13 protein-coding genes are annotated in these 21,291 nt (G+C 59.5%); 6 read left to right on the top strand and 7 right to left on the bottom strand.

Going from position 1 to position 21,291, the window contains the following annotated elements; translation table 11 throughout:
* Positions 1-89 precede the first annotated feature (89 nt).
* On the top strand, positions 90-2,738 hold the full coding sequence (locus KBY02_RS14445) for a dermonecrotic toxin domain-containing protein (protein ID WP_412548787.1): 2,649 nt from the start codon (positions 90-92) through the stop codon (positions 2,736-2,738).
* A 22-nt stretch (positions 2,739-2,760) separates the two neighbouring features.
* On the opposite strand, the gene KBY02_RS14450 is transcribed toward KBY02_RS14445, so the two are convergent.
* The gene (locus KBY02_RS14450; RefSeq protein WP_032655155.1) at positions 2,761-4,563 is read right to left on the bottom strand and encodes an acyl-CoA dehydrogenase; all 1,803 of its coding nucleotides are present in this window, start codon (positions 4,561-4,563) and stop codon (positions 2,761-2,763) included.
* A 227-nt stretch (positions 4,564-4,790) separates the two neighbouring features.
* Positions 4,791-8,744, bottom strand: a complete 3,954-nt coding sequence (putA, locus tag KBY02_RS14455) for a trifunctional transcriptional regulator/proline dehydrogenase/L-glutamate gamma-semialdehyde dehydrogenase (RefSeq protein WP_046722210.1) — start codon at positions 8,742-8,744, stop codon at positions 4,791-4,793.
* 448 nt (positions 8,745-9,192) lie between these two features.
* Between putA and putP the strand changes: the two genes are divergently transcribed.
* Complete coding sequence (gene putP, locus KBY02_RS14460) at positions 9,193-10,680, top strand: sodium/proline symporter PutP (RefSeq protein WP_024641089.1); 1,488 nt, start codon at positions 9,193-9,195, stop codon at positions 10,678-10,680.
* 83 nt (positions 10,681-10,763) lie between these two features.
* On the opposite strand, the gene KBY02_RS14465 is transcribed toward putP, so the two are convergent.
* On the bottom strand, positions 10,764-11,435 hold the full coding sequence (locus KBY02_RS14465) for a polysaccharide lyase family 7 protein (protein ID WP_003404605.1): 672 nt from the start codon (positions 11,433-11,435) through the stop codon (positions 10,764-10,766).
* 317 nt (positions 11,436-11,752) lie between these two features.
* Here KBY02_RS14465 and KBY02_RS14470 point away from each other — a divergent pair, with 317 nt between their 5' ends.
* The 3 genes from KBY02_RS14470 to KBY02_RS14480 are packed head-to-tail and all read left to right on the top strand — an operon-like array spanning position 11,753 to position 14,771.
* Positions 11,753-13,891 (top strand): EAL domain-containing protein, encoded by a 2,139-nt coding sequence (locus KBY02_RS14470; RefSeq protein ID WP_024640337.1) that lies wholly within the window; start codon positions 11,753-11,755, stop codon positions 13,889-13,891.
* Positions 13,892-13,923: 32 nt separating this feature from the next.
* Positions 13,924-14,448: a M48 family metallopeptidase gene (locus tag KBY02_RS14475; RefSeq protein WP_003404609.1), complete on the top strand. Its 525-nt coding sequence runs from the start codon at positions 13,924-13,926 to the stop codon at positions 14,446-14,448.
* A gap of 26 nt (positions 14,449-14,474) precedes the next feature.
* Positions 14,475-14,771: a winged helix-turn-helix domain-containing protein gene (locus KBY02_RS14480; protein WP_011266452.1), complete on the top strand. Its 297-nt coding sequence runs from the start codon at positions 14,475-14,477 to the stop codon at positions 14,769-14,771.
* A gap of 7 nt (positions 14,772-14,778) precedes the next feature.
* Here KBY02_RS14480 and KBY02_RS14485 read toward each other — a convergent pair whose 3' ends face one another.
* Complete coding sequence (locus KBY02_RS14485; RefSeq protein ID WP_003404616.1) at positions 14,779-15,237, bottom strand: GNAT family N-acetyltransferase; 459 nt, start codon at positions 15,235-15,237, stop codon at positions 14,779-14,781.
* A 227-nt stretch (positions 15,238-15,464) separates the two neighbouring features.
* Here KBY02_RS14485 and KBY02_RS14490 point away from each other — a divergent pair, with 227 nt between their 5' ends.
* A complete protein-coding gene (locus KBY02_RS14490; protein ID WP_024640335.1) occupies positions 15,465-16,220 on the top strand; it encodes a substrate-binding periplasmic protein in 756 nt (251 codons plus the stop codon).
* On the opposite strand, the gene yccS is transcribed toward KBY02_RS14490, so the two are convergent.
* From yccS to dbpA, 3 genes are all read right to left on the bottom strand, one after another.
* Positions 16,183-18,381, bottom strand: coding sequence for a YccS family putative transporter (gene yccS, locus KBY02_RS14495; protein WP_011266454.1), 2,199 nt, complete (start codon positions 18,379-18,381; stop codon positions 16,183-16,185). The genes KBY02_RS14490 and yccS overlap by 38 nt on opposite strands.
* 137 nt (positions 18,382-18,518) lie before the next feature.
* Complete coding sequence (locus KBY02_RS14500; RefSeq protein ID WP_011266455.1) at positions 18,519-19,697, bottom strand: NAD(P)/FAD-dependent oxidoreductase; 1,179 nt, start codon at positions 19,695-19,697, stop codon at positions 18,519-18,521.
* A gap of 175 nt (positions 19,698-19,872) precedes the next feature.
* Entirely contained in the window at positions 19,873-21,252 is a 1,380-nt protein-coding gene (gene dbpA / locus KBY02_RS14505) for an ATP-dependent RNA helicase DbpA (RefSeq protein WP_010440122.1), read from the bottom strand.
* Positions 21,253-21,291 lie beyond the last annotated feature (39 nt).

Genomic DNA, 21,291 nt, shown 5'->3' on the forward strand with positions numbered 1-21,291 from the left:
ACAGTCCAGTGGCTGAGCCCGAACCATCGACAGGCGCGTGACGGCATAGATAGTTAGTGCCATGAACACTGCGATGGGTGATTACGTGCATGAACTCTCTCACACAGGAAGACGTCATGTCACCTCCACCCTCGCAAGCCTCCAAAACCGATCAGCAACTGCTGCGCGAACGTGCGCAGCAGTTTGTTCTCGACTATCCCGATCTGCACGATCTGGCCTATATCGCAGCCAGCAAGATCATTCTTCAACACACCCACAGGATGTTCAATCCTGAAAAGGTGTACTGGCATCGTTTCGGTTCCGCCAGCAGCAGCCCGCGTACCTTCACCGGCTGGCAGCATTCCGGAAAGCCTGTGCAGTCGATGACTTTGATCGAGCTGCTCATGAAGCACTTCAGCGCCCACGACCAGGAAGCCAGCGATGAGCTCTCCCTGTACGGTGGTTTTTATACCGATGGCCCGGACCACGGGTTTTTCGACGAGCGCAATGAGGTGCCCATGCTGCCTCAGGATGTGCTCAACGACATGTGGACGCTTGATTTCAGTTCGTTGTACAGCCGCCGAATGGAGCGTTTCTGGAACACCCACAGTGACAACTTTTGCATTCTGGCCAAGGCGCAATATCTGGTTGCCGCCGGCCATTGCCTGCGCAAGGGCCAACTGTCACCCGACGATTTCAAACAGGTCACCCGCATCGTGATTGCCGATCCATTGCAAACGCCTACGCTGAAAGCGTTGCAGGAGCCGCTGCCGTTGCCGCCCGGTGTGTCGGTACATACGCTGGATATCGACGGCATCAAGGCCCATGACCTGCTGCGTATCGTCATTGCCGGTGGGCGGGAGGTGATTTACTGGCCTGATGCCGAACAGCCTTTTATGGCGTTCGACAGCGAGCGCGCCTTGTACCACTGGCTCAAGGAACAGTTCATGGGCGAGCAGGCAGCCAAGGCGATGACAGGCCATTTCCTGCGTGGTGAGGCGTCCCGGACACAAGATGGCGCCAGGTTTGCGCGCGCGGTGAGCGATTTGCTCGCGCACGATTGGCGTGCTGACGTTCGACTCATCAACCAGTCGCAAGCGCCTATTGCGGGTGATCCCTTTATTTACTTGCGTGACGTTGCCCGGCAGGCAATGAGCGCCGATGCACGCGAGATCCTGACGTCCAATACCGACCTGCTCAAGCAGATATGGATCGGCTATCTGAGCGCATTCCTGCGGGCGTTTGGCGGGCTTGCGCCGCTGAGCTGGCCGGTTGCTTTGACGCTTGTCGGGGCAAGTCTTGCCAATACCGGGTTGAATATTGATCAGGCGGTCAATGGCAAAACCCCTGCGCAACGCAAGGCTGGTGTGCTGGGCGCGATTCTCAACACGCTTTATCTACTCTTCAATCTTCCTCTGCTGATGTCCATACGTGTCGCTCCCCAGCCTTTACAGGTAACGACAACGGACGTCGCATCGATCTCCAGTGAGGCCCTGGAGGGCGGCAGCGTGCTTGCCGACCCGCTGGATAACATGGAAGGCAACCTGCTGCTCGACACCCTCACGCCCTCAGCCGAAGAGGGCAGGTTGCGCGGCGTCTACACGCTGGGTAACGGCGAAACCTGGATCAAGCTGGCGCACTTGCCTTATCGCGTAATGTTCAATGAGCAACAGCAGTGCTGGATGGTCGTCAATCCTGATAACCCGTTTGCGTTCATCGGCAGCAAGCCGGTTCGTCTGAACGCCGAAGGGAAATGGACGCTGATGGCGTCGCCCGGCTTGCAGGGCGGCTCTCCTATGGATGTGCAGATTCCGTCAGGCAGCGCATCTGCCCCGGTTGGCAAACCTTATGCGACAGTAGGTTCCTCGTTCTGGGACCGGTATTTGCAAACTGACATTTTCAATGAGCAGCACTTTGCAGAAACAGCTCTGGCCCGGCAGAAACAGGTCATGTCAATCTGGGACGCGACCCCGGAGGATGTCCTGGAGTCCGATTCTTCGCCCGATGGCAACGAGGTATACAGGGACCCCTGGCAGGGCAAACATCGGGTTTTCAAGCTTGGTGATGACGACTATTACGCCGCCAACATCACGCTGTATACCCAGGATGATGCGCAATTCAACAGGTTCCTGCGTACCGGTGAGAGCCTGGGCCGAAACCAGGTCAGAGCCATCGAACGCCTGGCCGATGACATCCATGTGGTGGGGTACAACAATGATGTCGAGTTGTACCGTGGCGGCAGTGGTGATCGGGGCACCTCGGGTGCCGTGTTCCGCAGCGGGCAGATCAAGGTCGGCGACGTGCTGGTCAATACCGATGTCACCTCGTTCAGCGAAAACCCCTATGTGGTCAGCGCCTTTGCCAGCAGTCGGGCCGGTGCGCCCGCTAGCGCCATGCTTGGGCCGGTCACGTTCGATGACACCTCGGTGGTCTTCGTTTTGCCCAAAGGGCGTTATCTGCGGGCCACGCCTGTTGCGCCATTCTCGGCCTCGCCCGATGAGGCCGAATCGATCTTCTTGCCCGGATGCTACTTTCAGATCGACAGCATCGAAGAAGTGAGCGGTGAGTTTTATCGCATCATGAAAGTCCAGATGCAGGAGGTCGATCGTCCAATCCAGGGGCGGGCGCTTTACGATATGCGCACGGGCGAGCCATTCAGTCGAGAGCAGTACGCGCTTAAGCTGGGGACAGATGCCAAGGTACTGGTCGACCGGTTTTTTCCGCAGAATCCAATGACAGACCTGTTCAGCCCGCGCTGATCAACAGCCAGCCTGGTTTTGATCAGAACCAGTCATCGCGCATTGCCAGACAGGTGTCATCGCGGTTTTCCAGAATCGTCAGTTCATGATGGCAGCCCGGTACTTCCCACGTCAGGAAATACCGGGCAGCTTGCAGTTTGCCGTGGTAGAAGTCGCTGTCGGCCGAATTGCCCTTGCCCAGGCCTTCCTCGGCGCGGATTGCCTGTTCCAGCCAGCGCCAGCCGATTACCGTGTGACCGAATGCCTTGAGGTACAGCGCCGAGTTGGCCAGTGTGCTGGTGATCCTGCCTTGCGCCAGATCGCCCAGCAGCCCCAGAGTGACAGCCTGCAAGCGAGCAATCAATTGCTCCAGAGGCTGGCGCAGTTCAACGAGTGACTCGTGAGCCTGTGCGCGCTCGCAGGTGTTGGCGATCAGGCGCAGCAGTTGCTTGAGGCCGGTGCCACCGTTCTGCGCCAGCTTGCGCCCGAGCAGGTCCAGTGACTGGATGCCGTGAGTGCCTTCATGAATCGGATTGAGCCGGTTGTCACGGTAGTACTGCTCAACGGGGTACTCGCGGGTGTAACCATGACCGCCGAGCACCTGAATCGCCAGTTCATTGGCCTTCAGGCAGAACTCCGAAGGCCAGGATTTGACGACGGGGGTCAGCAGGTCCAGCAGCTCATGGGCGTGCTTGCGGACGTCTTCGGTTTCTCCGGTCTGGGTGTCGTCGAACAGCCGTGAGGCATACAGACACAGGTCGAACGCGCCCTCTACGTAAGCCTTCTGGGTCAGCAGCATGCGCCGCACGTCAGCGTGCTGAATGATCGGCACGGGCGTGCTCTCGGGGCTTTTGCTGTCGGGCAGGCGACCCTGAGGTCGATCCCGGGCGTAATCCAGCGAATACAGATAACCGGCGTAGCCCAACATGACAGCGCCCAGGCCAACGCCGATACGCGCTTCGTTCATCATCTGGAACATGTAACTCAAACCGTGATGAGGCTTGCCGACCAGATAGCCAACGCACTCGCCGTTATCGCCGAAATTCAGCGCTGTAGAGGTCGTACCTTTCCAGCCCATCTTGTGAAACAGACCTGCCAGCAGCACATCATTGCGTTTGCCGAGGCTGCCGTCGTCGTGGACCAGAAACTTGGGCACGATGAACAGCGAGATACCTTTGACCCCGGCTGGCGCATCTGGCAGTTTCGCCAGCACCAGGTGCACGATATTTTCCGACAGCGAATGATCGCCCCCGGAAATGAATATCTTGTTGCCGCGCAGCCGATACGTACCGTTATCTGCCGGTTCGGCGCGTGTGCGGATGTCTGACAATGATGAACCCGCATGGGGCTCGGTCAGCGCCATGGTGCCAAAAAAGCGCCCCTCGATCATCGGTTGCAGAAAGCGTTGCTTCTGCTCGTCACTGCCAAAACTTTCGATCAGGTTTGCGGCGCCCATGGTCAGAAACGGATAGGACGTGGTCCCGACGTTGGCGGCCTGGAAGTGGGCAAAGCAGGCTTGCGACAGCAGGGTAGGCAACTGCATGCCACCCACGTCGAAATCACGCGATGCGTTGAGAAAGCCCGCCGCAATAAACGCATCCACCGCAGGCTTGACCTCCGGGATCAGAATCGCCTCGCCCTTTTCATAGCGCGGCTCGTTTTCGTCAGCCTTGCGGTTGTGCGGTGCAAAGTACTTTTCTGCAATGACGCGCGCCGTCCCCAGCGCCGCATCAAAGGTTTCCCGCGAGTGCTCGGCAAAGCGCTCGCGACGCGTCAGACCTTCGGCGTCCAGCACTTCATACAGCTCGAAAGCCAGATTTCGGGAACTGAGCAGCGACTCGGACATGATGGCGTACCTGTTCTTGGAATGGCTCAAGTCTAGGTCGGGTTGAGGGGCGAGGGTAGCAAGATTGATTCGGGTGATGGTCGAGCGTGGGTGAGGGTGCATCGAGAGCGGACGCAGAGCGTCCAGAGCATGGGAACGGTCGGTGTCTTTCAGGCACCTCTCGTTCCGCACGCTCCAGCGTGGGAATGCCTGTCGTGACGCTCTGCGTCATCTGTTACCGAGCGGCATCAGCCGATCGTCATCAGGCTCGCATTGCCACCCGCCGCCGCAGTGTTGACGCTCAATGCCCGCTCGATCACCAGACGTTCCAGCGGTACGTTGGTTTCGCCGTGGGACAGGCCGTTGACGCCGACGATGGCACCGCTGCGTTGTGCGATCTGCTGGCAGATGGCACGTAGCTGATCGGAGTCGCCATGGTGCAGGACGGCGTCGAAGATGACTTCGTCCTTGGCCCAGTCAGGTATCAGTTTGATGCGCGCCTGAACGTCCTTTGGCAGGCGAGCACGGAGCGGTTTGCTGATGTCGGTTTCCGGCCACACGGCAGAGCTGCCGACCGCCAGTACGGCTGCCAGTTGAATCAGCAGGTCGTTCTCGTCGTCAGCCAGGCAAAGTACGTGTTCACGCGGCAGGATCGCGTAGCTGTTGCGTTCGCCGGTCGGGCCTGCCAACTGGCGGGTGATGCCGCTTTGCGATTGCTCGGCGTATTGACTGCACAGCGCGTCCAGGTCGCTTTGCTGGTTGCTGGCAGCCCAGGCCTTCAATGCCTGCAACGGCTTGCCGAGGGCTTCACGCAGGCGGGTATCCGGCGCAGACAGCGCGTCGCTGCGGACGAACGATTTCTCGATAGCATCCTGCGGACGCGTCGACAGCAGGCGATACAGGTACAACGGGCCACCCGCTTTGGGGCCGGTGCCGGACAAGCCTTCGCCGCCGAATGGCTGAACACCCACCACGGCGCCGACGATGTTGCGGTTGACGTAGACGTTGCCGGCATTGACGTTGTCGATGACCTTGGCGATGGTCTCGTCGATGCGCGTGTGCACGCCCAGGGTCAGGCCATAACCGGAGGCATTGATCTGATCGATCAGCAGGCCAAGCTCCTTGCGCTTGTAGCGCACCACGTGCAGCACTGGGCCGAATATTTCGCGTTGCAGCTCATCGAAGCTTTCCAGTTCGATCAAGGTCGGCATCACATAAGTGCCACGCTTGAGTTCGGTGCTGTCGGCGATGGCCACCTGATAGACCGTGCGGCCCTTGTCGCGCATGGCCTGGATGTGTTTTTCGATACCGGCCTTGGCCTCTGCGTCGATCACCGGGCCGATGTCTACCGACAGGCGCTCCGGATTGCCGAGGCGGTTCTCGGCCATCGCGCCCTTGAGCATTTCGATGACGCGGTCGGCAGAATCTTCCTGCAGGCACAGCACGCGCAGTGCCGAGCAGCGCTGACCGGCGCTGTCGAACGCCGAAGACACTACGTCGATCACCACCTGTTCGGTCAGCGCCGAAGAGTCGACGATCATCGCGTTCTGGCCACCGGTTTCGGCGATCAGCGGAATGGGGCGACCCTGTGAGTCGAGGCGACCTGCGACGTTGCGCTGCAGCAGGCGGGCGACCTCGGTGGAGCCGGTGAACATGACGCCTTTGACACGCTCGTCGCCGACCAACCCTGCACCTACGGTTTCGCCGCGACCCGGCAGCAATTGCACTACGCCTTCCGGAATGCCCGCTTCAAGCAACAGGCGCACGGCCTGTGCGGCGATCAACGGCGTCTGCTCGGCAGGTTTGGCCAGCACCGGGTTACCCGCAGCCAGTGCAGCAGCTACCTGACCACTGAAAATTGCCAGCGGGAAATTCCACGGGCTGATGCAGACCACCGGCCCCAACGGACGGTGGCCGTCGTTGGTGAAGTCGTTGCGCGCCTGCACGGCGTAGTAACGCAGGAAGTCCACGGCTTCGCGCACTTCGGCGATGGCGTTGGCGAAGGTCTTGCCCGCTTCACGGACCAGCAGGCCCATCAACGGCTGGATTTCAGCCTCCATCAAGTCAGCGGCACGCTCCAGAATCGCAGCGCGCTCGACAGGCGGAGTGGCCTGCCAGATCGGACCGGCGCTCAAGGCGCACTGGATGGCGTTATCGACATCCTGCAGGGACGCTTCCTGTACATGACCGACCACGTCACGCAGGTCCGATGGGTTCAAGGCAGCACTCAACGTGCCTGCGCTGGCCGGGCAGCCCAGCATCGGGGCGGCTTTCCAGTCGTTGTGCGCGGTAGCCAGCAGGGCCGAAGACAGCGAAGCCAGACGATGTTCGTTGGCCATGTCGATGCCGCTGGAGTTGGCGCGTTCGGTTCCGTACAGGTCACGTGGCAGCGGAATGCGCGGATGCGGCAGGCCGAAACCGCCTTCCTGGGTCGCCATGCGTTCGATCTGGCTGACCGGATCGGCGACCAGTTCCTGAATCGAGATCGAGTGGTCGGCAATCCGGTTGACGAACGAGGTGTTGGCGCCGTTTTCGAGCAGGCGACGCACCAGATAGGCCAGCAGCGTTTCATGGGTGCCAACCGGGGCGTACACGCGGCAAGGACGATTCAGTTTGCCGTCGGCGACTTTGCCTACAACCTGCTCATACAACGGCTCGCCCATGCCGTGCAGGCACTGGAATTCATACTGGCCAGGGTAATAATTCTGCCCGGCGATCTGGTAGATGGCCGCCAGGGTGTGGGCGTTGTGTGTGGCAAATTGTGGATAGATGACTTCCGGTGCCGCGAGCAACTTGCGGGCGCAGGCGATGTAGGACACGTCGGTGTACACCTTGCGCGTGTACACCGGATAGCCTTCCAGGCCTTCGACCTGGGCGCGCTTGATCTCGCTGTCCCAGTACGCGCCCTTGACCAGACGGATCATCAGACGATGGCGGCTGCGGCGCGCCAGGTCGATCACGTAATCGATCACATAAGGGCAGCGCTTCTGATACGCCTGAATCACGAAGCCGATGCCATTCCAGCCGGTGAGCTGTGGTTCGAAACACAGGCGCTCGAGCAGATCCAGCGACAGTTCCAGGCGATCGGCTTCTTCGGCGTCGATGTTCAGGCCGATGTCGTACTGCTTGGCGAGCAGGGTCAGCGACAGCAGGCGCGGGTACAGTTCATCCATCACCCGCTCGTACTGGGCGCGGCTGTAGCGCGGGTGCAGCGCCGACAGCTTGATGGAAATCCCCGGACCTTCGTAGATGCCGCGACCGTGCGAGGCTTTGCCGATGGAGTGGATGGCCTGCTCGTAGGACGCCAGGTACTTCTGCGCGTCATGTTCGGTCAGCGCCGCTTCACCCAGCATGTCGTAGGAGTAGCGAAAGCCCTTGGCTTCGAAACGGCTGGCATTGGCCAATGCTTCACCGATGGTTTCGCCGGTGACGAACTGCTCGCCCATCAGGCGCATGGCCATGTCGACGCCCTTGCGGATCATCGGTTCGCCGCTTTTGCCGATGATGCGGCTCAGCGAGGATGTAAGGCCCGCTTCATTGTGAGTGGCAACCAGCCTGCCGGTAAGCAGCAGGCCCCAGGTGGCGGCGTTGACGAACAGCGACGGGCTGTTGCCCAGGTGCGGCTGCCAGTTGCCGTTGCTGATCTTGTCGCGAATCAAGGCATCGCGGGTGCCCTTGTCCGGAATACGCAGCAGCGCTTCGGCCAGGCACATCAGCGCGACGCCCTCCTGGGACGACAGTGAAAACTCCTGCAACAGGCCTTGAACGATGCCCGCGCGACCGCCGGCGCTTTTCTGGTTACGCAGTTTCTCCGCAATCGACGCGGCCATCTTGTTGGTGGCTTCGGCAACCGGGGCGCTCAGGCGCGCCTGCTCGAGCAGCATAGGCACCACTTCCGGCTCGGGGCGGCGGTAAGCGGAGGTGATGGCTGCACGTAACACGGACTGCGGTTGAATGCTCTCGGCAAAATCCAGAAAGCATTGCAGCCCCGCCTCTTCTGCCAGCTCGCCGCGGTCTTCGTTGTCCTTGCCGGCAGCACCGTCGAGCTCCAGCAGGGTTGCACCACTCTCGAGCTTTTCCAGGTAATTGAAAATCGCCTGCTTGATCAACCAGTGCGGCGTACGGTCGATGGAGTGAGCTGCGGCTTTCAAACGCTCGCGGGTCGGGTCGTCAAGTTTGACGCCCAGAGTGGTGGTGGCCATGTGTTGTCCTCTTTATAGCCACGTGGAAGTGGCATCGGCTTTGGCGCAGATTAGCCTCGGGACAGGGTGGGGTGCAACCGGGTGCAACCCGATTTGCAGAATATTTTGTGACGTTCCGGGTGAGCGGCTGATAAAAATGGCGCTACGCTCGGTGCTGGTGCGTGATTTTTTGTAGATTGCGCTGAAAGCGCCCTAAAATGGCGCGTAAATGCATGTGTCACGAGTTTTTTGTAACAGGTGCAACTTGCAGGATGAAATGGGTTGCACCTTGTTTGGATTGTTTAATAGGATTCGTTCCCGCGGTGCAACCGCCAGTCATTGATTGCCGATCCTTGCGGAGCGATCAGTCAACGCGGTGTCGGGTGCAAAAGCAGGGATGTGCCGAATATCGGTCGCTATTCCCTTTGGCATCGGGTGCCAACATAAAAACAATGCCAAGGCAGAACTCATGAGTGTCAGCAACCCTACCTTGATCACGTTCGTGATCTATATAGCGGCAATGGTATTGATCGGCCTGATGGCCTATCGCTCTACCAACAACCTTTCGGATTACATTCTCGGCGGACGCAGCCTCGGCAGCGTGGTCACCGCTCTTTCAGCAGGAGCCTCGGACATGAGCGGCTGGCTGTTGATGGGGTTGCCCGGTGCCATCTATATGTCCGGCCTGTCGGAAAGCTGGATCGCCATCGGTCTGATCATCGGCGCCTACCTGAACTGGCTGTTCGTGGCCGGCCGTCTGCGTGTGCAGACAGAGCACAACGGTGACGCACTGACGCTGCCGGATTACTTCAGCAGCCGTTTCGAAGACAACAGTGGCCTGCTGCGCATCATTTCGGCCATCGTGATTCTGGTGTTCTTCACCATTTATTGCGCCTCTGGCATCGTTGCGGGCGCGCGTCTGTTTGAAAGCACCTTCGGCATGTCCTACGAAACCGCCCTGTGGGCCGGCGCTGCGGCGACCATCGCCTACACCTTCGTCGGTGGTTTTCTGGCGGTGAGCTGGACAGACACCGTGCAGGCCACGCTGATGATCTTCGCCCTTATCCTGACGCCGGTCATCGTTCTGCTGGCAACGGGCGGCGTCGACACCACCTTTCTGGCGATCGAAGCGAAAGACCCGACCAGCTTCGACATGTTCAAGAACACCACATTCATCGGCATCATTTCCCTGCTCGGCTGGGGCCTGGGTTATTTCGGTCAGCCACATATCCTGGCGCGCTTCATGGCGGCCGATTCGGTCAAGTCGATTGCCAGCGCCCGACGCATCTCCATGGCCTGGATGATCCTGTGCCTGGGCGGCACCGTGGCGGTGGGTTTCTTCGGCATCGCTTATTTTTCCGCGCACCCTGAGGTCGCCGGGCCGGTTACCGAGAACCCGGAGCGGGTGTTCATCGAGCTGGCCAAGCTGCTGTTCAATCCGTGGATTGCCGGCGTGCTGTTGTCGGCCATTCTGGCTGCGGTGATGAGTACGCTGAGCTGCCAGTTGCTGGTGTGCTCCAGCGCGTTGACCGAGGACTTCTACAAGGCTTATCTGCGCAAGGGCGCTTCGCAGGTCGAGCTGGTCTGGGTAGGTCGGGCAATGGTGCTGCTGATCGCGATCATTGCCATTCTGCTGGCAGCCAATCCTGAAAACCGCGTGCTGGGCCTGGTGAGTTACGCCTGGGCCGGTTTCGGCGCAGCCTTCGGCCCTGTGGTACTGATTTCGGTACTGTGGAAGGGCATGACTCGCAACGGCGCTCTGGCCGGGGTCATTATGGGTGCGGCCACCGTGGTGCTCTGGAAGCAATTCAGTACGATGGGGCTGTATGAAATCATCCCCGGTTTCATCCTGGCCAGCATCGCCATCGTGGTATTCAGCCTGATCGGCAAGCCTGCTTCTGCGTCCATGCAGACCCGTTTCCTGGCCGCCGAACAGGATTTCAAAGCCAACCGCTGACAGGTCTGACTGAAACACAAACGGCCCGTTCTTCTTAGTGAAGCGCGGGCCGTTGTGTATTCAGGCTGAGAGCTGCGTGCCGCTCAGCTCTGGTTGTGATCGATGTCGAGGTTGTAGAACGTCGCCTTGCCACCCTCCGAGGTGTACCCGGTATTGTCCTGGGTATACACCCCCGCCTTGAAGTACAGAGGCTTGTCGCGCCAGGTCTCACTGATGCGCGTGCTCCAGTCCTGATCCTTGGCGCTGACGGACAGTTTTCCGCCCTTGCTCAGGTGAATGACGTAATTGAATGTCTCATTGAGCTTCACACCCTCTACGATGGTGTAAACCTTGCTTTCATCGTCGTCATAGCGGTTGCGGACTTTTGCAACGATATCGCCGGTCTTGGTGTCTTCCTTGTATTGAAACTCGACTTTCAGGAGCGGCTCTGTGCTCTCGTATGCGTGTATTTGTCCGATGACAATCTTGCCTGAGGAAGGTACTTGGTCGACTTCCAGTTTGGCATTCAGAAAGTTGTCGGCATCCGGGTACACCCAATTATGCAGCGAACCATCGGACCACGTTTCCCGAAGTTCGCTTCGGGAATATTTGGCGTTCTCGGTTTTAGTGCCGGTGACGGGCGACCAGAACACAATGGCGTCGGTTTTGGATTTGAAATATTTACCGTCGTAGCCTTTTACTAACTGAGCGGTTTCGATGGTCTTGGGGGGCGACCCCACCGGGATGCTGAGATTCCACGATCCAAGATCTACCATTTTGTCTCCGTCCGTAAATGTCTTTGTATCGCTCATAGAGAAAGCCTCTGGCACGAGGCTTCAGCCAGCTTTTATACGGCTTGTAGGACAATTTGTTAATAAAAAAATGTCGAACGGATGGCGTCAAAGTGCTGTCACTTCTTCTGCAGGGCAGAGCCTGTAAGGGGTGCAGAGAATGACCGTTAGTCGGCTAGATCGAACTTTGACAGTAGGGAAGAGGCGCCTTGCTTCTGCTTTTGGCGAGACGAGGCTAGAGTTATTCCAAAGTATGACGGTCGTCCTGAGTCTCAGGCGTCATGCCCACACAGAGAAGCAGCATGGAACGCGTGCCAAACCAGCCAGATGATGGCTCTTCAGTTTTACTTGTTGTAGACGATTACCCGGAAAATCTGGTGACGATGTGCGCTGTTCTGCAAAGAACGGACTGGCACATTGTGACTGCAAGTTCCGGAATAGAAGCATTGACCGTACTTCTCGAGCAGGAAGTCGACCTGGTTTTGCTGGATGTGCAGATGCCGGGTATGGACGGCTTCGAGGTCGCGCGACTGATGCGTGGCAGTCAGCGCACCCGCCTTACGCCGATTATTTTTCTCACCGCCAATGAGCAGACCCAGGATGCGGTGCAAAAGGGCTATGCGAATGGTGCGACGGACTATCTGTTCAAACCCTTCGACCCGAATGTGCTCAAGCCCAAGGTGCAGACCCTGCTTGAGCAACAGCGCAATCGTCGTGCGCTGCAACAGCTGTCACTGGAGCTGGAGTCGGCCCGTGCGTTCAACGCATCGGTGCTGGCCAACGTCGCCGAAGGCATTCTGGTCGTTGACGAAGCAGGCACCATCAGCTTTGCCAACCCGGCTATCTGTCAGTTATTGAACACCTCCGTCGATCACCTGCGCGGCACCCAGGTGCTGGACTACATCATCGAACCGAAGGTAGGCCACTGGCTGGATTCGGGCTTTTACCAGCACTATCGCAAGTCCGACACCTATCGGGTGCACGACGCCATTCTGCGTACGGCGCAAGGCACGCAACTGCCAGTGGCGTTGTCCTGTGCGGCGCTGCCTGCCGAACAGAAGGCAATGGTGCTGACGGTTCTCGATATGTCGGTGGTTCGTGATCTTTATCAGCAGCTGGAAAAACAGGCCGTCACCGATGCATTGACAGGCCTGCTCAATCGCCGGGGACTTTATCAGGCCGTTGAAAGCATGCTGTTGCGCAACGAGCGGGCGGATAAATACCTGGTCGTGCTGTTCATGGATCTGGATGGTTTCAAGCAGATAAACGACACGCTGGGCCACGAGGCCGGTGATCAGGTATTGCTCTGGGTCGCCGAGCAGTTCAAGGACAGCATGCGCCCCTATGATGTGCTGGCACGCATCGGCGGCGACGAGTTCACCGTCGTAATCGACGGGCTTGATTACCCCGAACAGGCGGCCAAGATCGCCGAAAAGCTCATCGAGCGGGTATCCGGAAGACGCCAGGTCGACGGTGTCGAGATCACCCTGGGTGCCAGCGTCGGCATTGCGACCTTTCCGGATTGCGGCTCGAATCTGGACGGTCTGCTGCGCGCGGCAGATATCGCCATGTACGAGGCCAAGCGTGCAGGGCGGCAACAATACCGGTTCTATGATCAGAACATGAACGGGCGCGCCCGCTCGCGACTGATGCTTGAGGAAAGCGTGCGTACGGCCATCGACGGTCGGGATTTTTCAGTGGTGTACCAGCCCCAGATTCACGTGGCGGATGGTCGCTTGCGTGGTTTCGAGGCCTTGCTGCGTTGGCAGCATCCAGCGGTCGGAGAGGTCCCGCCTGCGCTGTTCATTCCGCTGCTGGAAGAGACCAGACTGATCAATCGGCTCGGCAGCTGGATCTTTGATCAGGGCGCCGAGCAGCGTCAGGCATGGAGCCACATCTTCGCGCCCGACATGGTGCTGAGTGTCTGTGTCAGCCCCACACAATTCTGCCTGCCCAATCTGGCCTCGGAATTGAAACGCGCCATGGATCGCTTCGAGCTGAAACCGGGGCAGATAGAGGTGGAAATCACTGAAACCGCCCTGGTCAACAACCTGACGCACAGCCACAAACAGCTGAAGTTGTTGCATGAGGTCGGTGTGCGCATTGCGCTCGACGACTTTGGTACCGGCGAATGCTCGCTGTCGCACCTGCGCAATCTGCAACTCGACACCTTGAAGCTGGACAGGCGTTTTGTGGCCAATATTGCAGGGTCAAAGCGCGAGGCGGCGATGGCCAGCAGTATCATCGACCTGAGCCGCAACCTCGATATGCTGGTTATTGCCGAAGGGGTCGAGACTGCCGAGCAATACCAGTGGCTGGCAGACAACGGCTGTCAGGTCATGCAGGGCTTTTTGATCGCTCATCCGATGTTGCCAGAAGATGCGTTGCGCTTTCCCGGGCACTTTGATGTGGCGGGCTTCAGGCAAACCAGATTGTTGTAGAATGGCGTTTTTCGATCTCATGCAAAGGCCCCATGACTGCATCCAGCCCTGCTCCGCTCAAATACCTGCAGGCCTATCCGCAGGCCCTGCAGGATCAGGTGCAGCAGCTGATTGCCGAGGATCGTCTGGCGGATTACCTTGAGCAGCGCTACCCCGCGCGGCATCAGGTCCAGAGCGACAAGGCCCTTTACGCCTATGCGCTGGCGCTCAAGCAGGATCACCTGCGCAACGCGCCAGCCATCAAGAAGGTTCTTTTCGACAATCGTCTCGACCTGACCCACCGCGCGCTGGGCCTGCACACCAAGATATCCAGAGTGCAGGGCGGCAAGCTCAAGGCCAGTAACGAGATCCGTGTGGCCGCGCTGTTCAAGGAAGCGCCGCCAGAGTTTCTGAAAATGATCGTCGTGCACGAGCTGGCTCACTTTCGTGAGTCGGATCACAACAAGGCCTTCTACCAGTTGTGCGAGCACATGTTGCCCGGTTATCACCAATTGGAGTTCGATTTGCGCGTGTACCTGACGTACCGCGATCTGCAGGCCGCGCGAGCGCCATGCTGAGCCAGGCACTGAAAAAGGATTCGACGATGCAGGTCAGCAAGACCAAAAGCAGTTTCTATCGCCGCCTGTACGTGGCGTATCTGATCGATTCACAGATCGCCAGCAGTGTTCCGGAGCTGATAGCGGCAACCGGCATGCCGCGTCGGACCGCGCAGGACACTATCAGTGCGCTTGCCGATCTGGACATTGTGTGTGATTTCGAGCAGCTCGAAGGCGGCCGCAATCACGCCGGCAGCTACCGGATCCGTGACTGGGGCGCCGTTGACAAGGGCTGGATTGCCGACAATCTGCCGCGTATCAAGGCCGTGCTGGAGTATCCCTGAGCGGCTTTCAGTCCAGATCGCGACGCATGCCGATATGCGGAATGTCGTCTTCCAGGTAGACCTCGCCCACCGGATTGAAGCCGTAGCGGCTGTAATAGCCTTGCAGATGGGCCTGGGCCGATAGGTAGATGGGCTGGTCGGGCCATTTGCGTTCGGCGTTTTCCAGGGCCTGCTCCATCAGTTCATGGCCGATGCCCCTGCTGCGGATCGAAGGCGCAGTCACCACCCGGCCGATGGTCACGTCGCCGCCTTGCTGGATCGGGTCGAGCAAACGCAGGTAGGCGACCAGCTTGTCTTCCTGCCAGGCCATCAGGTGGCAGGTGTCGCCCATCAGGTCCTGTCCGTCGACGTCCAGGTACACGCATTGCTGCTCGACCACAAACACCTCGGCACGCAGTTGCAGCACGGCATAGAGTTGCTCGATGCTCAGCTCGGTGTGATGTTTGCAGATCCATTTGATAGACATGTCGCAGACTCGCAGGGAAACCAGAAGCGAAGTCTAAACGTATCCGGCGACATTCCCAATAAACGCCGTCAACGATATGAATGCTGCGCCGGTTGAGCATGTTGCCTGCCCGGCTTGTCTACTGCCTGCTTGAGGTCTTCAATTAGAACTGCAGGCGCCCTCACGGGCGAGCGTTTTCCTGCCGATAGGATTAAATCGGGCATGCCGCCCCTTTCAGGAACCTGAGCATGTCGCAGTTGCTTCGAGCGGTGGGGGTGCTGGTCTTTCTGCTGATGGCGCACGTCAACGCAGCTGAAAAGTTGCGTCTTGTCGCCGATCCCTGGCCACCTTTTACCGACGCGCTGCTGCTCAACGGCGGGCTGGCAACCGATATCGTCAATACGGCGCTGCGCCGTGCCGGGTACACCACGCTGTATGAGCAAGTGCCCTGGGCACGGGCGATGCTGGGCTTGAGCCAAGGGCGTCATGATGTGCTGATCAATGCGTGGTTCAGCGATGAACGTACGAAAATTGGCCAGTTTTCTGCGGAATACCTGCTCAACCGGATACGTTTCATCAAGCGCAAGGAGTCGCCCATTGGCACCCTGACCCATGAGCAGCTCCACCAATACGTGATCGCGGTGGTCAGGGGTTATGCTTATGCCCCTGCGTTTGACAGCGACAGCCAGTTGCAGAAGGTCCCTGTGCAGAACTTCTCCACCGCCATACGCATGCTCGCCGCCGAGCGTGTCGACCTGACCCTGGAAGATGAGTACGTAGCCCGTTACAACCTGGCGATGGAACCGGATGAGGTGCGTGACCGGGTCGAGTTTCTACCGGGCTCGTTGAGCGAGAACAGCCTGCATATTCTGGTCAGCCTGAAAAATCCCCACCACGACAAGATCGTCGCCGACTTTGATCGCGAAATTGCCGCCATGAAAGCCGACGGCACCTACGATGAGCTGCTCAGACTGCATGGGTTGCAGCAACCTCCGGAGCTTTGATCAAGTGCGCGGCGAGGGTGCGCAGCGGAGCCAGCTGGCGGCAGATCAGCGCCAGCTGGGCTTGCACCAGTCGCTGACTTTCGTCCATGTCTTCGGGCAGTTGCTCCAGTTGCGCGGCCAGCCCTTCCTCGGCATCGCTCTGCACCGCAACCGGCTTCTTCTCGGCTAGCCCTGCAGCGATTTCGTCGATGCTGGCGGCCAGTGTGGCACCGACGTTATCGATCAGGTGTTCGCGGACATCACTCGGCAACTGCGTATCACGGTGCGCGCCGAGGCCGGAAAGGTAGCTCAGCAGCGTGTGTGACAGCACCAGAAAGCGGAAGCCGACGTCGGCCTCCTTGCGAAAGTGGCCGGGCTCCATGAGCATGTTCGCCAGCGTGGTCGACAGCGCGGCGTCGGCGTTGTGGGCGTTGCGCCGCGCCAGTCGATAGGCCAGGTCGTCACTCTTGCCCTTGGCGTACTGTTGCATGATCTGCCGCAGGTAGATGCTGTTGCAGGTCAGGGTATTGGCCAGCACCTTGTTCAGGCGTCGTCCCTGCCAGTCCGGCAAAAACAGGAACACGGCGAGACCGGCGATAAGGCTGCCCAGCAATGTATCGAACAGCCGCGGCAGGAACAGGCCATAACCATCACCGACCTGATTGAAGCAGAACAGCACCATCACCGTGATGGCGGCGGTCGACAGGGTGTAGCGGGTGGTCCGATTGACGAAGAACACCACCCCGGCCAGCACGGCGCACATCGATTGCAGAATCGGGCTGGTAACCAGATCGAACAGCACCCAGCCGACCGTCAGGCCGATCGCGGTGCCGATGATCCGCTGGCCGAGCTTGAGCCGGGTGGCGCCGTAGCTGGGCTGGCAGACGAACACCGTGGTCAGGATGATCCAGTAGCCCTGTGACGGGTGAATCAGGTGCACCATCGCGTAACCGATGGTCAATGCCAGCGGCAGGCGCAGGGCGTGACGAAACAGCAGCGAGGTCGGGGTCATCTGCAGGCGCAGGCGCGTCCAGACATCCTTGAGGTTGCGCGGCGAGCGGTCCAGCAGGCTGCTGTCGGTGGCATCGGCCACGGCGTCCGGGTTGCTGGCGTCGCTGATCAGGCGATCCAGGGTGCCAAGGTTGGCGGCCAGCGCGCGCAGCGAACGCAGCAGGCCGCGCCACGCAGGGTTGCTCTGGATGCGCAGATGTTCAAGGGACGCGTGCAGGTCTTCCATGGCTTCGGCGAAGCTTGGGTCATACACGAATGGTTGACGTAACTGGATGGATTCCGACAGCGCCTGGCAGGCCACGCCCTGTTGACGCAGCAGGCGCTGGCAGCGGAACAGCACGTCGCTGTGGAAAAACGCATCGGCCAGTGAGTTGTAGGGGTAATGCGACGAGCTGGCGCGCTCGTGGATGTCCTGGGCGATGAAGTACAGCTTCAGGTAGCGGCTGACTTTGGAGCCGGGGCGGCCGCTGCCGACGCGGTGCAGGATGATTTCCTTGGTGGAGTTCAGCGCGGCGACGACTTTGCCGTTCTGCTGCGCCAGCTCCAGGCGACGGGCCTCCACGTTGAGCGTGCGAATCGGTTCGAACAGGGTCGACTTGAGCTTCAGGTACTGGCCCAGCTCACGAAACAGTCGCGCCAGCGCCTGTTGCACCGGCTGGTTGGAAAACAGCATCTGCCACAGCACCGACAGCAGGCCGTACCAGGCTGCGCCCGCCACCAGCAGCATCGGTTCATGCCAGAAGTCCAGTACTTCACCGCCACGCTGATCGACGCCGATCATGGTGTAGACCGAAAGGATCAACGTGCCGTAGGCAATCGCGCCATAGCGTTCACCCAGTGCGCCGAGCATGGTCAGGCAGAAGCTGGCCAGCGCCAGTGAACAGACAAACAGGATGGGGTAGGGGAAGAGCAATTCGACGGCAAGGGCGGCGATGCTGAAACACACCAGCGTCACCGCCAGTGCGTTGAGTCGGCCTTGCCAGCTGTCGTCGGTCTCGGCCAGGGCGCAGGCGATAATCCCCAGAAACAGCGGGATCAGTAACGCCATTTCATTTTGATACCAGCACAGTGCCATGCTGCCGGTCAGTGCGATAAAGACTCGAACGCTATAGCTGAATTTATCCAGCGCCCACAATCGACGGAATGTATGACGGAGAGATTTCGATGCCATGGGTTAGCTTGACGGCCCTGTTCGCAATTGATCGATCGTGCAGGAGGATATGTACAGACCAAATGACTGGCTGTACATCCGCCTCGCAAAATTTATACCGGTTTGTAGTGTCGTGATGTTGCGTATCAGCGACTACGTCACACGTAGTGTGCGGCAGCATAGGCCGACGCCCACGCCCACTGAAAGTTGAAGCCGCCCAGATGACCGCTCACGTCGAGCACTTCGCCCACGAAATAAAGACCGGGGGATTTCAGCGATTCCATGGTCTTGGACGACACTTCGCGGGTGTCGATACCGCCCAGCGTCACTTCGGCCGTGCGATAACCCTCGGTGCCCGCCGGGACCACCTGCCAGCTCGCCAGCTTTTCGGCGATCTCGGCCAGTTCGGCGTGGGTGTACTGCTTCATCGGTCTGGAAACGAACCAGTGTTCGGCGATCAGGTTGGCCATCTTCTTGGTGAAAATCTCGCCCAGCAGGGTTTTCAGTTCACTGTTGGGGCGCTCGGCCTGCTGCTGGTTGAGCCAGGCGGGCACGTCATGATCGGGCAGCAGGTTGATTTCCACGGTGTCGCCGGGCTGCCAGAACGAGGAAATCTGCAGGATCGCCGGGCCACTGAGGCCGCGGTGGGTGAACAGGATGTTTTCGCGGAAGCTGGTGTCGTTGCAGCTCACCAGGCAATCCACCGAGGTGCCTGACAGCTCGGTGCACAGCTCCTTGAGCTGATCGGTGATGGTGAACGGCACCAGCCCGGCACGGGTCGGCAGCAGCGTGTGGCCGAACTGCTTGCCGACCTGATAGCCAAAACCGGTGGCGCCCAGCGTCGGAATCGACAGCCCGCCCGTGGCAATCACCAGCGACTGGCAGTTCAGGGTGCCCAGCGTGGTCTGCAGGCTGTAGCCGTCGTCGGTTTTTTCGATCTGCTGCACGGCGGTGTCCATGTGCAGGCTGACACCGGCTTGTCGGCATTCTTCCAGAAGCATTTCCAGAATGTCGCTGGACTTGTTGTCGCAAAACAGTTGGCCGAGCTTTTTCTCGTGATAAGGCACGCCATGTTTGGCGACCATCGCGATGAAATCCCATTGGGTGTAGCGGGCCAGGGCCGATTTGCAGAAATGCGGGTTCTGCGACAGGAAGTTGGCCGGCTCGGTGTACATATTGGTGAAGTTGCACCGCCCGCCACCGGACATCAGGATCTTCTTGCCGGGTTTGTTGGCGTGGTCGATCAACATCACCTTGCGCCCGCGAGCGGCAGCGGTGAACGCACACATCAGACCGGCAGCACCGGCGCCAATGATTACAACGTCAGTAACGGGCACAGCGTGGTTCCTCGATCTTCAGGTCACGATCGTTCCCATGCTCCGCGCCAAGCTATGCACAAGCCTGTTTTTGATTCTGGCCGCAGAAGCCTGAAAACCGCGTTTTCAGGACCTTCGGGGCCTGTATATGACGCTCGGCGCGGCGTGTAGGGACTATCAGGGTCAACGATAAACTTTACAAAATCCGCACGCGCAGCGACTTGCCCTTGATCTTGCCATTGTTCAAACGCTCCAGGGCCTGTTTGGCCATGCTGCGCTCGACGGCAACGTAGGCCTGGAAGTCGAAAATCGCGATCTTGCCGACCTGAGTGCCCGCAATGCCTGCCTCGCCGGTCAGTGCGCCGAGGATGTCGCCTGGACGCAGCTTGTCCTTGCGGCCCGAGCCGATGCACAGCGTGGTCATGGCGGGCAGCAGCTTGCCGCCTTCCTTGATGCTCAGTCTGTCGTATTGCTGCCAGTTCAACGGCGCTTTCTGCAATTCTTCGATGGCACGGGCGCGCTGGCTTTCCGACGGGGCCACGAGGCTGACCGCGATGCCTTTCTCGCCGGCACGACCGGTGCGGCCGACGCGGTGGATGTGGATTTCCGAATCACGCGCCAGCTCGACGTTGATCACCATGTCCAGCGCGTCGATATCCAGACCGCGCGCGGCTACGTCCGTGGCGACCAGTACCGAGGTACTGCGGTTGGCGAACATCGCCAGTACCTGATCACGGTCACGCTGTTCCAGATCACCATGCAGGCCGACGGCAGACATGCCCTTGGCGGTCAGGTGATCGACCACTTCCTGGACCTGCTGCTTGGTGAAGCAGAACGCCACGCAGGACGTCGGACGGAAATGGCCGAGTACCTTGACCACCGCTTCCAGGCGCTGCTCCGGGGAGATCTCGTAGAAAATCTGCTCGATCTGGCTGTCGGCGTGCAGCGCTTCGACCTTGACGGTCTGCGGATCACGCATGAACTTCGAGGACAACTGCTTGATGCCGACCGGGTAGGTGGCGGAGAACAGCAGGGTCTGACGGCGCTGCGGAGTCTGCTCGATGATGTCGGCGATGGCGTCGTAGAAGCCCATGTCCAGCATGCGGTCGGCTTCATCGAGAATCAGCGTGTTCAGGCCGTCCAGGACCAGCGAGCCCTTGCGCAAGTGCTGCTGTATACGACCCGGAGTGCCGACGATGATGTGTGCGCCATGTTCCAGCGAGCCGATCTGCGGGCCAAAGGACACGCCGCCACACAGGGTCAGGACCTTGATGTTGTCCTCGGAACGCGCCAGACGGCGGATTTCCTTGGCCACCTGATCCGCCAGTTCGCGGGTCGGACACATGACCAGTGCCTGACAACCGAAGAAACGCGGGTTGATCGGGTTGAGCAGGCCGATGCCGAACGCAGCGGTCTTGCCGCTGCCGGTCTTGGCTTGCGCGATCAGGTCCATGCCCTTGAGGATCACCGGCAGGCTCTGCGCCTGAATCGGTGTCATTTCGGCATAACCAAGCGACTCCAGGTTAGCCAGCATGGCAGCGGACAGAGGCAGGGAATTGAAAGCGGTGTTAGTCACGACGGTGGACCTGCAAAACAAAAATGTCGCGCAGTGTAT

The sequence above is a fragment of the Pseudomonas sp. P129 genome (genome assembly GCF_020312195.1).
GTDB classification, from domain to species: Bacteria; Pseudomonadota; Gammaproteobacteria; order Pseudomonadales; family Pseudomonadaceae; genus Aquipseudomonas; species Aquipseudomonas fragariae.